General features: G+C 40.1%; 14 protein-coding genes and 1 pseudogene. 6 read left to right on the top strand and 9 right to left on the bottom strand.

Annotated features, from left to right (window positions below; all coding sequences use genetic code 11):
- Positions 1-134: 134 nt before the first annotated feature.
- Complete coding sequence (locus JHD79_RS12410; protein WP_199119559.1) at positions 135-1718, bottom strand: Na+/H+ antiporter; 1584 nt, start codon at positions 1716-1718, stop codon at positions 135-137.
- A 188-nt stretch (positions 1719-1906) separates the two neighbouring features.
- Between JHD79_RS12410 and JHD79_RS12405 the strand changes: the two genes are divergently transcribed.
- A complete protein-coding gene (locus JHD79_RS12405) occupies positions 1907-3076 on the top strand; it encodes a DUF4932 domain-containing protein (protein WP_199119558.1) in 1170 nt (389 codons plus the stop codon).
- A gap of 41 nt (positions 3077-3117) precedes the next feature.
- Entirely contained in the window at positions 3118-3201 is an 84-nt protein-coding gene (locus tag JHD79_RS23170) for an NAD(+)--rifampin ADP-ribosyltransferase (protein ID WP_199119599.1), read from the top strand.
- 121 nt (positions 3202-3322) lie between these two features.
- On the opposite strand, the gene JHD79_RS12395 is transcribed toward JHD79_RS23170, so the two are convergent.
- Complete coding sequence (locus JHD79_RS12395) at positions 3323-3856, bottom strand: dihydrofolate reductase family protein (protein WP_199119557.1); 534 nt, start codon at positions 3854-3856, stop codon at positions 3323-3325.
- Positions 3857-3923: 67 nt separating this feature from the next.
- Complete coding sequence (locus JHD79_RS12390) at positions 3924-4730, bottom strand: helix-turn-helix domain-containing protein (RefSeq protein ID WP_233164677.1); 807 nt, start codon at positions 4728-4730, stop codon at positions 3924-3926.
- An 88-nt stretch (positions 4731-4818) separates the two neighbouring features.
- Here JHD79_RS12390 and JHD79_RS12385 point away from each other — a divergent pair, with 88 nt between their 5' ends.
- A complete protein-coding gene (locus JHD79_RS12385; RefSeq protein ID WP_199119556.1) occupies positions 4819-5025 on the top strand; it encodes a hypothetical protein in 207 nt (68 codons plus the stop codon).
- Positions 5026-5113: 88 nt separating this feature from the next.
- Here the strand turns inward: JHD79_RS12385 and JHD79_RS12380 are convergent, their stop codons facing one another.
- Positions 5114-6226: an acyltransferase gene (locus JHD79_RS12380; RefSeq protein WP_199119555.1), complete on the bottom strand. Its 1113-nt coding sequence runs from the start codon at positions 6224-6226 to the stop codon at positions 5114-5116.
- 208 nt (positions 6227-6434) lie between these two features.
- Here JHD79_RS12380 and JHD79_RS12375 point away from each other — a divergent pair, with 208 nt between their 5' ends.
- Complete coding sequence (locus JHD79_RS12375; protein WP_199119554.1) at positions 6435-7805, top strand: S41 family peptidase; 1371 nt, start codon at positions 6435-6437, stop codon at positions 7803-7805.
- Between the two features lie 175 nt (positions 7806-7980).
- Positions 7981-9111: a serine hydrolase gene (locus tag JHD79_RS12370; protein WP_199119553.1), complete on the top strand. Its 1131-nt coding sequence runs from the start codon at positions 7981-7983 to the stop codon at positions 9109-9111.
- A 113-nt stretch (positions 9112-9224) separates the two neighbouring features.
- On the opposite strand, the gene JHD79_RS12365 is transcribed toward JHD79_RS12370, so the two are convergent.
- The 4 genes from JHD79_RS12365 to JHD79_RS12350 are packed head-to-tail and all read right to left on the bottom strand — an operon-like array spanning position 9225 to position 13131.
- On the bottom strand, positions 9225-10118 hold the full coding sequence (locus JHD79_RS12365; RefSeq protein ID WP_199119552.1) for an alkaline phosphatase family protein: 894 nt from the start codon (positions 10116-10118) through the stop codon (positions 9225-9227).
- Positions 10119-10140: 22 nt separating this feature from the next.
- A complete protein-coding gene (locus JHD79_RS12360) occupies positions 10141-11358 on the bottom strand; it encodes an MFS transporter (protein WP_233164676.1) in 1218 nt (405 codons plus the stop codon).
- On the bottom strand, positions 11355-12422 hold the full coding sequence (locus JHD79_RS12355) for a zinc-binding dehydrogenase (protein WP_199119551.1): 1068 nt from the start codon (positions 12420-12422) through the stop codon (positions 11355-11357). The genes JHD79_RS12360 and JHD79_RS12355 overlap by 4 nt, the downstream gene beginning before the upstream one ends.
- Positions 12423-12432: 10 nt before the next feature.
- Positions 12433-13131: an HAD family hydrolase gene (locus JHD79_RS12350; protein ID WP_199119550.1), complete on the bottom strand. Its 699-nt coding sequence runs from the start codon at positions 13129-13131 to the stop codon at positions 12433-12435.
- Between the two features lie 161 nt (positions 13132-13292).
- Between JHD79_RS12350 and JHD79_RS22975 the strand changes: the two are divergent.
- Positions 13293-13466, top strand: a pseudogene (locus JHD79_RS22975) (helix-turn-helix domain-containing protein); the annotation flags it as partial.
- A gap of 17 nt (positions 13467-13483) precedes the next feature.
- Here JHD79_RS22975 and JHD79_RS22785 read toward each other — a convergent pair.
- A partial coding sequence (locus tag JHD79_RS22785) for a hypothetical protein (RefSeq protein ID WP_233164682.1) occupies positions 13484-13665 on the bottom strand: 182 nt, incomplete at its 5' end.

Below are 13665 nucleotides of genomic sequence, written 5' to 3'. Positions count from 1 at the left end.
CTGTGCTCTATCCGTCTTTTATCCGAGTTTCATCTCATTTTTATAAAAACCCCCTATCCATATACTTACAAAAAAACAATGCCAACTTTAATTGATATTTTATAATTGGAAGAATCTACTTTCTTGACCATTAATTATATCATCTTAAGTCGCTCTTCTTCCAAGTCAATCTGGTATAATTGCTGGCGGATAATCTCCTCATCAACTTTGGGATCTTTATTGAGTTCGGTAAGGTATCGCCGTTGGCTATCGAGCAATTCTACAAAAATCCCTTTCATCTTTTCGCTCATCCAGCTATCATCTGTTGCCTTTGCCCTTTCTTCCCATTGTTTCAGAAGCCTTTCCATACCTGCATGACCGATCAATTCGTTATCGTATTTATCTTTAAGAAACTGGTATACATGTTGCTTTAATCCTTGTTTCATTTTCTTTTTGGCCGATTCTTCTGCTTCTTCACTAAACACGCCTTCAAAAAGATTGGTATGGCTTATAAAGTATGGCAAGGTAAGTCCCTGTACCAACAAGGTAAGCAAGATTACTACAAAAGTGATAAATAAGATTAGACTTCTATGCGGAAAGGCTATACCACTGCTCAAAGTTAACGGAATAGCTAAAGCGGCAGCCAACGACACCACGCCACGCATGCCGGTCCAACCCAGCAGCAATGGCATCATCCAACGCCTCTTGGAAGAAGACGCATGGGGCCTTAGGCTTGGGCGAAAAATAAGTGTAGCAATCAGTGCAGCGTAAGCGCTTAATATTCTTGCCGCAATTAATACGCCAGTTACCAATAATCCATAGCCAATAGCGGTACCTAAAGGAATACCGTTCGAGCGAAGACCATCTACAATTTCGGGAAGCTCCAAACCAATAATCAGGAAAACAATACCATTCAAAATGAATACAAAACTCTCCCATACACTATAGCCCTTAATACGGCTGGAACTGTTCAGAAAAATCAATCTCCTGGTCGACATAAACAAACCTCCACTGACTACGGCCATTACCCCCGAGCTATGCACCTGTTCGGCAATCCAATACATAAAATAAGGTTCAATAAGGGTAAGAGCTATATCAGAAGGCGCATCTGTAGGCAAGCGTCTATGCGCCTGCACAAACAACCAACCCAACAATAGACCTATACCTACACCTCCAACCACCATCCACAGAAAGCTAAGCGTTGCCTCTTGCCAAATAAACTGACCAGTACCTACTGCCACCAATGCAAAACGAAAAATGATCAAAGAAGAAGCATCATTCAATAGGCTTTCTCCTTCTAAAATAACCGAGGTAGATTTAGGAATTTTTACAAATTTGGTAATAGCCCCTGTGCTTACGGCATCAGGTGGTGATACGATCCCCCCCAATAAAAACCCCAAGGCAATGGTAAAGCCAGGAATAAGATAATTAGTAACTATGGCAACCGAAAGCGCCGTAAAAAACACCACCAGAAAAGCAAAGCTACCAATAATACGCCACCATTTTTTCATCTCTTTGAAAGAGATGGACCAAGCCGCCTCAAAAAGTAGTGGAGGGAGAAAGATGAAAAAGATAAGGTCTGGATCAATTTTCACGGTGGGCAGTCCGGGTATAAAGCTTATCAATAGTCCTGCTATGACCAATAGAATAGGATAGGCGATCTTAAGTTTGTTGGCCCACATGTTCAACAGCACAATGGCCGCGATCATAGCCAGAAAAAAAGGTAGGATGGTATGCATTGTTATTCCGTTCTTAATGCATCAAGTTATCAATTCTCCTTCAATATTGGAATATACTTTAAGCGAAAACCCATTTTTTTATCCCAATTGTACAAGATATTGGCCACACGATGCAACCAACCCGCCATTTTATTCGTCATCTGATTATGAGACCCTTTCAATTCTTATACATGCTAGGCTTATTTCTGATGCCATTTACGTTATTTGGTCAGATAGAAAAGCGTATATCCAAAAAAGTCACGATTTCGGTCAATACAAATATTGAAACTTATTTTATTGCAGAAAAACTGGCAGTCGAACACATCGGTAATTATGTTTTCAGCAATAAGGACATAGATTTCTCCCATCAACCCATCGTATATTTTGCCCAAAAACATTTCGGTATATGGAAAGATAGTCCCACCATTTTAAGGATTTCAAGTATTTTAAAAGAATTACGAGAAACTTTGCACGATAATTCACAGATCTTAGAATATCTGCTCTATAGGAACGAATTTCCAAAGGCTGGTTTTCGGCGGCCAGTACCCAATGACCTGATCTTGTTCGATGAAAAAAAATATCCAGGGGCGAAAAAACTAGGCTTGGAACTTACCGATAGTCTGATTTCCTTTTACCTTAAAGCAAAAGTAGGCGACTTTCTTAAAAACAATACTGCTTTTTACCGGGGTGCTATTTCTGAAGCCGAGAAACATATCAATGCCAAAGCCATACCATTCATGGAAAAATGGTATGGGAGTTCCTTTGCAGCTTATGAACTTTACCTTATGCCAGGTATGCCCATTACCCCTGGAGATGATAATTATCGGGCCTTCGGACCAATGTTGGATAGCCCAGAAGGAAAGATTTCTGCAATGGTTTTTAGCTCGAGTATTCAGCTCCCCCTGCTCAGCTCCCTTAGTGAGTATACGCAATATGGTTTCGACAATGCCGAGGTAACCCGCTTTCTCACGGTACATGAGATTGGTCACTCTTTCGTTAATCCTCTACTTTTATCCCATCGTTCAGACATTGACCATGATCATTTACTCTTTACACCAAACTTGGCAAAATCCCTTGAACAATCCTATATATCCAACTGGGAGGTTTGTCTAATAGAGCATCTGGTCAGGCTTGGTGAAATCCGTACGGCCAGGGCGATGGGTAATAAAGAGGAAGAAACCAGACTTCGGACACTTCATACCAAAACGTTTGGGTTTATATTATTGCCAATTTTGGAGCAGAAGATTACCGAATACGAAAACAACAGAAAACGGTATCCAAATTTCAAAAGTTTTCTTCCCGAGCTCTTTAAGTTACTACATGGACTTAAGCCAAAGAACATAGACGCATTGGTAAAAGCCCATAAAAAACATGATTAAATTATAAAAGGATATAATTTAAGCGCCTTAGGCACTGAAGTATCCCCAATCTCACAAACAAGAAGTTTCAACGTAACCCCACAAAGTCATACCGTACGCATGATCCGCTTCGGGCGATTGCATAAATTACAGTTTGGCAAGGACATACCCTAGCGTAACTTAAAGCCATGAAAGACCACCTTGAGCAGTTTAAACAACCTGGTATAGAAGCCATTGAAGAGTAAGAAAAGTAAGGATCAGCAATAATTATTTATCGATACGATAGCGGAGCGATACCAGACCAGATTCATACGTTTTGCTTTCCAACAACGTAAGTTTCGTTCGACTATCGCTTCCCCTAAAAAGAGGTTTGCCACTACCCAGCAGCATAGGGTGTACCGACAACCACAATTCGTCTACCAAACCTGCTTTCATGAAAGCATCAGTAAGCGACGCCCCGCCATATAACCAGATGTCTTTACCAGGCTGTGCTTTGATCCTCTGTGCGGCATTGATGCTATCTTCTGCAATCAATATGGCACCCTTCTTTACCGAGCTTAGTTTAGTAGAAAACACATATTCTGTCATTAATGGCATACCTGGCACAAATTCTCCATTGTTATTATCAGCGTATTGCTGTGCCATCTCGTAGCTTTTACGACCAATGAAGATTGAATCCACTCGGGTAAAAAATTCTTTTAAACCATAGTCCTGATCTGTAAAACACCAGTCGTATTCGCCATTTGGCCCTTCAATGTATCCATCTAAAGTTACGGCCAGTCCTAAAATTAATTTTCGCATATCGTTCTTTGTTGTTGTACCTCAAAATTGTGCAATCCAAATCATTCCAAATTGTACAAAACGGACATCAATACAAAATATCTGGCGCATGGGCCACTTGACCAGGTGTGTGTCCGGTAAAAGTCTTGTAATCACGATTAAAGTGTGCCTGATCATAATAGCCACTTTTGTAGGCTACTTCTGTAAGCGACAGTAAAGGGTATTTTTTGAGGTGGTCAAGCGACCTGACAAACCTGCACATGCGTAGGTATACTTTGGGCGATAGGCCTACCAATTGCTGAAACTTTCGAGAGAGATGGCGTTGGCTGATGCCCATATTATTGGTCAACTCACTTACAGGCAGGTAAGCCGCTGATTGTTGTATCTGTTTTAAGCAAAAGTCCAACTGCTGGTCGCATTCATTTTGTGCCAATTGTTGCAGCAGATATTGCTGTACAATAATCGTACGTTCGTAATGATTGCAGGCATCAGCTAGCTTGTTTTCTATTTCTGCTGCCATATCCTGCCATAAATCGGCCAGTGCCAAAGTTCTGTCGGCCAATACATGCATGGGTAACTGAAAAAACCGATAGGCCATCCCGGGATAAAAACAAATGGCCACACAACCAGCACCTTTGCGCATTTGTACATCAGCATGGCGACTCATCCGAAAAGTAACAATGCTGCGTTTGTGCAGCTCATTGCCAATAATGGCCACAGGTGTACTGGTATAGTTTACAAATAACTCAACGCAGGTATCAGGTAGTACACGTATATGATTGGTATCTACATCGTCTTCGCAGTCCATCGTACAGATCAGTTTTACGTAGGGCTGCAGTTCCGGAATGACTTCAAACTGCTGGATAAACATATGGATAAATATAGGTGATATCATCAAATTACAAACAAGATTTAACCGACCACATCTTTCATCCTACGGAAAACCGTAAAATTTATTTGTTACTGCTATCTATTTTGGCACCATGAAAAAACTATTATCCACTTTGGCATTAAGCCTATTCTTATTGTCATGCGGCAAAGATGACACCACCTCAGAATCTGAAACTTTTGTTCCATGTGGTAAAACTACTTCTGGGCAACAATTATATAAAGGCTCCAAAGGCGGCTGCTATTACATCAATAGCAATGGTAATAAAAGCTATGTAGAGAGAAGTGAGTGTAATTGTTAATATATATCCTTCTGGTTAATGCAGGCCATGTACATTAATAGTGAAGGTCAATTAACGATGATAAACGATCTCCGTAGCAATCAAAAATTTAAACACTCCCGGCTTTTTGCTTGGCAAGCCTTTCATTCCGTTTATCGTTTAAATATTTCCTTACGGGGATATCATAAATGATCATGACCAGATATGCTGCGCCAAGCAATAGGATCAGCCCAGCTATGATGATAAAAGTGAGTTGGGTGGCGCCTGGCTTATGGCTGGTGTAATAATTACCGAACATCCATAACACGGCATAATGGGTCATGTACAGGGGGTAAGAGATCTTTCCCGAAAAGATACAGATCTTTTTTAAGCCTGATGTTAATGTCGCCCCTGCGCCCAAAGCGATCAACAGCGGAAAGTAAAACAGCACGACAAAAGGTTCGGATAACCAATTCCATTTAGAGAATGGTATGACAAAGGCCAGGAACAATAATATCGCTATGCCGATAAAGCCCAACTTGTTTTTGATGATCCAGTTGGAGCGGTAGACCAACAGTCCGGCCAAGAAAGAATAGGAAATCCTTGCTGCTCCATCCAAAAATGTCGGACCGCTCCACCCCCCCAATAAATTACCCGAACGGTAGGCTACCCAACAAATCGCCACTGCAGAAAGTATGGTCAACAGCAACAGGTAGTTTCTGCGAAGTTTATACAGCACAAGTGCATACACAATATTAGCTATATATTCCCAAAACAATGACCATGACGGCGCATTAAAGCTAAAGAGGTTAAATCCACGGTCTTCTATTATCGGCAAGGGAATAAGCAGCAGCGAGCACAAAAACGTTAGCATGATCTTACCCATGCTGTACAATTCGGGATGGCCACCAAATGGATCGAACAAAAAAGCCAGTAGCCCTAACATCGATCCTGCGATAACCAGTGGATGTAACCTGATGATCCTTGATTTAAAAAACTCGAGCATACCCATTTTTGCAATACGATCATCATAGGCATAACCGATCACAAAGCCCGAAAGACAGAAAAAGAAATCGACAGCTAAAAAACCATGCGCAATAAAGTTCTTGCTGAAATCAGTATAGGCCCATTCCATAAAATGAAAGATGACAACGGCTAGGGCGGCAATGCCCCTTAAGCCATCTAGGATTTCGAAATGCTTTTTGGTTTGCAGATTTATAGTGGTGATGTTGTTCGTGTCCATTTAATATATACCCTATCCAATCAAATTTGAGGTGATAATAGCTCCTGATTTGTGACCCGACCAAGGTATCTAAAATTAATAAACCGAGCAAGATGAAACCTAAAAAACAAAAATAATAGATGGCTTCTTCGTTTTGCTTTATATCATTTGCCATGTGATGCAACCTTTCTGCAAAAAGTGTCGTCCTTACCATTATAACTAGAGCAACATGAAAACACTAACGCTTATTACTACTTTTTTTATGACAGCTTTTTGTTACGGGCAATCCAAATATTCTGGACAAAAGTTTTCGCCTGCCCAGCTTAGGGCTGATGTATCTTTTTTAAAGCAGCAGCTTTTTGTAGTTCATGCCAATCCATTTACCGAGCAGAACAAAAAGAAATACGAAAAATTTTTCACTCATATTAACGAACAGCTGACCGATTCGATGGATGCTACAAGTTTCTTCAAATTAGTTAGGCCTGCAGTGGCTCCACTCTCTGACGAGCATGCCCAAATTAGAATAGGCCCCGATCTGCAAACAGCCGAGTTCAAAACCGGTGATATTTTTTTACCCTTTACCTTATCTAAAACGCATAATTTATATTTTATTGACGATTTATTGGCAGTAGTTACGGGACTGAACAAAGGTGATAAAATCTTAGAAATAAACGGACAGCCTATTCACGCGTTGGTTAGACATTGTACCGATTATGCGACAGGCTTTCCTGAACAGAGAGCAAATAATGCATTAAGTCAGTTTGGTTACCTTTATGCCATTTCCCAGGCAACCAATTCCAATAGTTTTAAAGTCAAATTGGAGAATGGGAATATCGTTCAAATAAAAGGGATTACTTATAACAAATGGATAGATTACCTGACTTTAAAAGCAGATATGGCCGGGCGTAGCGAAAAATCTATCGGTTATAATAGGTACGGTGATGCCGGTTACCTCACAATTACCACTTTTAATGCTCGTAGCCAGAGGCAATTGGATTCACTTAGAAACGTCATTGAAGGAATATTTAGACAAATAAAATTAGACGGAGTAAAAAGCCTATTCATTGATGTGAGCCGCAATGGTGGAGGTAATTCAGCCGTTGGTGATATGATAATTGATTTTTTTTATGATAAACCATACCGTGGGTACCAATGCAATTGGAAACGTAGCGATGAATATCTCTCACTGCTCCAGTCTTGGGGAATACATGACGATTTTTACCTTAAACAACCAGTGGGCCAAATTATCCATCTAGGTTCACAGGAAAAAAAGGTAACGATTAATCATCCTGTACGTTTTAATGGTCCCACTTATGTAGTTATTGGGAACGGGACTTTCTCCAGTGCCATTATGTTTGCTACCACCGTAAAGGATAATCATATGGCAACATTGATTGGCCAGGTGCCAAAGGAAGGACACCCAAATCATTTTGGGGAGATGTACAACACCAAGCTACCCAATACGCGGCTTGATCTTCAGTTTGGTGTGAAAGAATGGATACGTCCCGCAGGCAAAAAGGGTGAGAACACATTAAGGCCTGATAGAATTGTGGAGCTCAGCAAAGGTCCCGAGGAGGTAATAAGACAGGCCATACCATAATTTTAAAACCAATACGATTATAAATCTGGCCATCTCATATATCAAAAATGATTTCGAAGATTACAATTAGGACATAAATTTTTACTAACCAATGGTAAATTGAGAATAGCGGTGTATATTAGGGTTATATAGTGCAACATGGTAAATATTTTATGGTATTACTAAACAAAAATTCATGAAAAAACTATTTCTATTTTTAATTTCCTTGGCCTATATATCTCTCTGCACGGCACAAACCAATCAAACAAAAGTACCTACTGACAATAGGTTAAAAACTGGATTGGATTCATTGGTAGATCAAGCTGCTGCCGCATTTATGACAAATGGTTCAAGGGTTGGTCTTTCAATAGGGATTATCAAAAATGGAAAACAGTACCTTTATAATTACGGTTCAACACAAAGGGATAAACCAGCATTACCAACAGGTAATACCGTTTACGAACTTGCGTCTATTACAAAAACCTTTGCGTCAACCTTGCTTGCAAAGGCTGTTCTGGATAAAAAGGTTGACCTGAAAGACGATATATGTAAATACCTGAAAGAAGCCTATCCTAATTTGAATTATAATGGCACGCCCATTACCTTGCTTAATTTGGCCAACCTCACTTCCGGATTGCCTAACTGGATGCCAGATAAAGATATTTTTGGAAAGGCCGATCCAGATTCTATTCCCTATATTTTAGATGCGGTTCATAAAAAATACAGCAGGCAAGATTTTTATCAAGACCTACATCATGTAGACCTCAAAGTTCAACCTGGAACCATTGCCCGCCATTGTAATACAGCAGCACAACTGCTCGGCCATATTATGGAAAATGTTTATAACAACACTTACGAAAACCTTCTGAAAATATATTTTGCAGATCCGCTCAAAATGAAAAATACATTTCTCCTAAAGCCCGGAAAATTGCCTGCACAAATGGCAAAAGGTTACGATGGCAAGGGGCGCATCATGCCGATTATTGATTGGGAAGATTTACAAGTGGCAGCAAGCATAGCTTCTTCAAGCTCAGATATGTTAAAGTATATGGCATTTCAGTTAAACGAAACAAATCCCATTGTCAAGTTAAGCCACCAACCAACTTTTGGAAAGCTTGAAGATGGTGCAATTGCCCTTAACTGGAAAGTACGAAAAACAGCAGACGGTAAAAGGAGCATTTCACATACAGGTGGCAGTTTAGGATTTAGCAGTTATATGGTGTTTTACCCTGATTTGAATTCGGGTATTGTTTTGCTTTCAAATGAAGCAGATATGGGCACTCAAAATGAGCTGATAGCCTTATCAGACAAAATTTTGAAACCCTAAGAAAACACTACATAGAAAAAACAAAAAAGTCGTTCTTTTCAGCACTGCTAAAACTCGGGGCAATAGTGCTTCGGCATTCGAACCATTTTCTTAGATGAATAGTTTATAGCTATTTATTTAAATATCTCTTTTGGGGCAATACCTGTCCATGACTTTGGAATAGCTTTCAGTCCAAATATCTTAGATAAAACGAGCGAAGTATTTTTATTGCTGCTAAAAAAAGCATCGGTTAGCCCCAAGTTTTTTATTTTTTTCCCTGTGATTGCCCAAGGAATTTGCATTTCATTTACACTTACCCCTCCATGCCCTTTTGCTATACCGCCATGATCGGTGATTAACAGAAAATACGTATCCTCATACAGGTTTTGTGCTTTAAGTTTGGCAACAAAGGCACCAATTGCCCTATCTCCCTCTTCAATGGCTTCAATATATTGGGGCGACATCCAATTATGGGTATGCCCAGCATGATCGGTATGAACACTGTAAAGAAATACTAAGGTTGGGTCTTTTTTATTTTTTGTCATAAACTCTATCGCCTTGGCATAATTGCCTTGGTATTTATCATTTTCTTCAAAAGAAATTTCGTCCAAATATTTTTTATTGATGGGATTGATCAACTCTGCCCAATTATAATAATAAGCAGTTTTTACTCGAGGTTTCTGGTCTTTCAACAGCTTAAAAATGGATGGGCTATACCCATCTTGGTCGGTTTCTATTGCTGGTAATGGATGATCATTTAAAATCCACTTATTAGTAGTAACACCATGTTCTTCAGGCCCTTGACCAGTCAAATGACTTGTCCAGTTAGGCAGAGTTACCGACGGCATTACCGGTCTATTGGTTAAGGTAATCAGTCCTTTTGCAAATAGCTGGTCGATGTTTGGGTGCTTGGATGCCCTAAAACCTTCTGAGCTAAAGCCATCGAGGCCAAGTACAACTACTCTTTGTGCATTCACAGCGACCCCTGTAAGTAACAATAATAACCCGAATACATATTTAATCTTCATCTGTTTAAGTTTTTATGATACATTAATAATTTTTATTTTGCTTAGCAGCTATGGAAATGACCATTGCCGAAAATAAACATGCCACGGCAACAATCAGAAAGATGGTATGTGTACTGCCCGAAACATCGATAATCTTTCCGATTATGGGCTCGCCCAAGGCCGCAAAAAGATAACCGAACATATTCATTAGCCCAATTCCGGTTCCGGTGAGTTTTGAGCCTAATAAATCAGGACTTAAAGGCCAAAAGCATCCTTGTGGGCCATACACAAAAAAGCCTGCGCTCAACATCAGCAATGCCGATAGCACAAAATGTTCTTTAGCCACAAAATACATTGCAATGGCTAAAAAAAAACTCGTCAACATTCCAATCCTAATGGCCAAAATTCTATCCCCTTTAAAGAGTGAATCAGATAGCCAGCCGAAAGTTAATGCCCCTATTGCCATACCTAAGGGAAGAAAAAATGTAATCCACACACTTTGTGGTTGCTGTTTCCAATTTGCTCCTAAGTAGTGGATAGGAACCCAGAATATCAGTCCATACCTCGCCATGCTTTCGAAACCAAGAGAAATACAGATGAGTAAGAATTTTTTATGTCCAAGCACCTTTTTGTAGCGTTGAAACCACGAAAGCGCTGGTAATTTATCGTTATCTATTTCTACATTTTTATCTGGTTTATCTTTAATAAAAAGAAAAAACAGGGTCGATGCCACCAAGAGGAATAACACAGGCAGTCGGAATAACATTCGCCATTCATAACCTTGCTGAAGTAAAACTATAGAAAGCGTATAAGTAATTACAGAAGATAGTCCTGCCGACATGGTGTAAAAGCCAAATGCTTTTCCACGCTCTTCTTGATTCCACCAATTACTGATAATTTTTCCACCTGGCGCCCAAGCCATAGATTGGAAATACCCATTAATGCCCCATAAGCAAAGAATAACGTAGGCATTATTCGAAAAACTGATGGCAATATTGGTAGCGATAGATAGATATGCACCAATAATCACCATAAAACGCGGACTAAATTTATCGGCTAAATTACCATTAATGAGCTGTCCTAATGCATAACCAATTAGCATTGCAAAACTAATCCAACCTACAAAACTGTAAGAAAGCTTGAGTTCTGCACTTAGGCCAGGAGCTGCCCAGCCAAAATTATGCCTACCGGTATAAAAGAAAAGATAGCATACCATGGTGAGCAGCAACATGGTCCATTTGTTTTTTAAAGAGGCTTTCATTTCAATTCGTCGATATATATGCCAACTCTTAAGGGCTTATGTTGCAAGGCATATTCAAAAGCTTTGGTGGCTTCGGCCAATGGAAATTCTTTTTCTATCATTTCATCAAATGGAAAATCTTGATGATGGTCAGTCATAAACTTAAGCGCATACCGTAAGTCCTCAAAATTATAGTTATGTAATCCCTTGATCGTGATTATGTTTCGGATGACTTGTTCGGCATCAATTTCTATTTTTCGGGTTTTAAATACGGCACCAACCCACACGGCAATACCACCAATGCACAACATTTCGAGCCCCAGTTCTGCCGCTTCTGGTGCACCACTCATTTCTAAGGCAACATCAACTTTATGGTCAGCTTTGATATGGTCAATCAGATAGGTATGCATTGCACCAAATCTTTTCGCTTGTTCAAGTTTAGCTTCGGTTATATCAACTGCAATAATTTCTTTGGCACCCTGCACCTTCGCCATTGCGACCGCCAAATTACCCAATAGGCCCATTCCAGTGACCAGCACGGTTTTACCTTTTACACTTCCCGCTAAACGCATTGCACCTGCTACCGTTGCTACGGCACAATTTATGGTCGCAGCTATAGCGGTAGGCAAGTTTTCTGGCAATTTAAAAATTGCCGTATGCTCCTTTAGTACAGTGAAGTCGCCTAGTCCGCCATGAAAAACATCATCTCCTTTAATTTGGGCATGTCCGTATTTAAAAAGGTGATCAGACTTTTGTGGCATTCCTTTATTGATCCAAATTTCTTGTGGGGGAGCAACAAAAACTGCCCAGGTTACCCGATCACCTACCTTTAGGGCTTCGCCATTGAAATCCAAATGGCTATGGCTTTCTCCAATTTCGGAGATAATTCCCACAATTTCATGTCCCAATACGGTAGGAGTTTTTTCATTCCTCTTTCCACAAAAGGTATGCAAATCGCTCCCACATAAGGTGGTATACGTATTCTTTACCAGAATTTCGGCGGGGTTTAATTTCGGCACTTCCATTCGAACCAATCGCAATGGTTTAGCCGCACCATCAAAAATTAATAATTGACCATCTTTCATAGGTTAAAATTTACCCGTTATTGTATTTATCTAAAATAGGGACGAGCTCTAATAGATCGTCTATTATGTAATTAGGATCTACAGACTTTAGCTGTACCAGGGTATGTGCTCCAGTAGTAATACCTATGCTTAACGCGCAACCTGCATTTTGTCCTTCCCGTATATCAATTGTCGAATCGCCAATTTTTGCTACAGCTGAAGGATTTTTAATATTAAATTTTTCCATTGCCAAATTAATCATGTCTGGATATGGCCTATTTCGAGGTACGTCAGATGCTGTAATCAGCGCATCTATATCTTTCCCCACATGCCAATTCAGTTTTTCGAGCAATGATTCTGCCGTTTTTCTATCGTACCCCGTGTTAAGTACCCTTATTATACTTTTAGTTTTCAATATGGCAAACAATGCATCAGCATTTGCATTCGGATAAATAGGTTCAACATCGTATGCCGTACTTAATTCCGTCAAAAACAAATGAAACATCTGCTCGACAAGCTGAGGGTTCTCCAGATGCAAACTATTCTTCAATATTGACTTGATGGCTTGTCGTTTTTCTTTTCCCGCGCCATGCTCCAGTACTTCTTCTAAGCTTAGTTGATATCCACCAATCGTATTAATGGCTTTTCTTACTGTTTTATAGACAATGTTATTTTCATTGACAGTTGTTCCTGCCATGTCAAACACTATCATCTTAATTGGTTCTTTCATTATACCGACAATATTTAGCTAAATTAAATAATTGTTTACTAATATTAAACATTTATACTATTAAATAATTACTACTATTGTGTTAAGTTTGTTGAAATAGGTTTTTAAATTCTTTGATCAAGCTTTAAATCTTATTTTTAAAAAATTAACCAATTTCCTTAATGAGAGATTCTGCATTATTACAAATTAGTCACAAAATAAAAGAAATAAGAAAATCTCTAGGCATGACGGTGCAGGAATTGGCCGAGCGGGCAGATGTCACCAAAGGATTGATTTCTCAAATTGAAAATAGCAGAACCGTACCCTCATTATTGGTATTGATCCAAATTATTAAGGCTTTAGATGCTGTCTCTTATACACATCTCCGAGCCCACGAGACCTGCGTTACCATCTCGTATGCCGTCTTATGCTTGAAAAGGGGGGGGGGGGGGGGGGGGGGGGGGGGGGGGGGGGGGGGGGGGGGGGGGGGGGGGGGGGGGGGGGGGGGGGGGGGGGGGGGGGGGGGGGGGGGGGGGGGGGGGGGGGGGGGGGGGG

The organism is Pedobacter sp. ASV28 (genome assembly GCF_016428855.1).
Classification (GTDB): domain Bacteria; phylum Bacteroidota; class Bacteroidia; order Sphingobacteriales; family Sphingobacteriaceae; genus Pedobacter.
Note: the sequence above shows the minus strand (reverse complement) of the source record. Positions and strands in the feature narration are given on the sequence as shown.

Coding starts and splice junctions, on each gene's coding strand:
- JHD79_RS12410 (WP_199119559.1), bottom strand. CDS start 1,718: ATGCATACCATCCTACCTTTTTTTCTGGCTATGATCGCGGCCATTGTG.
- JHD79_RS12405 (WP_199119558.1), top strand. CDS start 1,907: ATGCCATTTACGTTATTTGGTCAGATAGAAAAGCGTATATCCAAAAAA.
- JHD79_RS12395 (WP_199119557.1), bottom strand. CDS start 3,856: ATGCGAAAATTAATTTTAGGACTGGCCGTAACTTTAGATGGATACATT.
- JHD79_RS12390 (WP_233164677.1), bottom strand. CDS start 4,730: ATGATATCACCTATATTTATCCATATGTTTATCCAGCAGTTTGAAGTC.
- JHD79_RS12385 (WP_199119556.1), top strand. CDS start 4,819: ATGAAAAAACTATTATCCACTTTGGCATTAAGCCTATTCTTATTGTCA.
- JHD79_RS12380 (WP_199119555.1), bottom strand. CDS start 6,226: ATGGACACGAACAACATCACCACTATAAATCTGCAAACCAAAAAGCAT.
- JHD79_RS12375 (WP_199119554.1), top strand. CDS start 6,435: ATGAAAACACTAACGCTTATTACTACTTTTTTTATGACAGCTTTTTGT.
- JHD79_RS12370 (WP_199119553.1), top strand. CDS start 7,981: ATGAAAAAACTATTTCTATTTTTAATTTCCTTGGCCTATATATCTCTC.
- JHD79_RS12365 (WP_199119552.1), bottom strand. CDS start 10,118: ATGAAGATTAAATATGTATTCGGGTTATTATTGTTACTTACAGGGGTC.
- JHD79_RS12360 (WP_233164676.1), bottom strand. CDS start 11,358: ATGAAAGCCTCTTTAAAAAACAAATGGACCATGTTGCTGCTCACCATG.
- JHD79_RS12355 (WP_199119551.1), bottom strand. CDS start 12,422: ATGAAAGATGGTCAATTATTAATTTTTGATGGTGCGGCTAAACCATTG.
- JHD79_RS12350 (WP_199119550.1), bottom strand. CDS start 13,131: ATGAAAGAACCAATTAAGATGATAGTGTTTGACATGGCAGGAACAACT.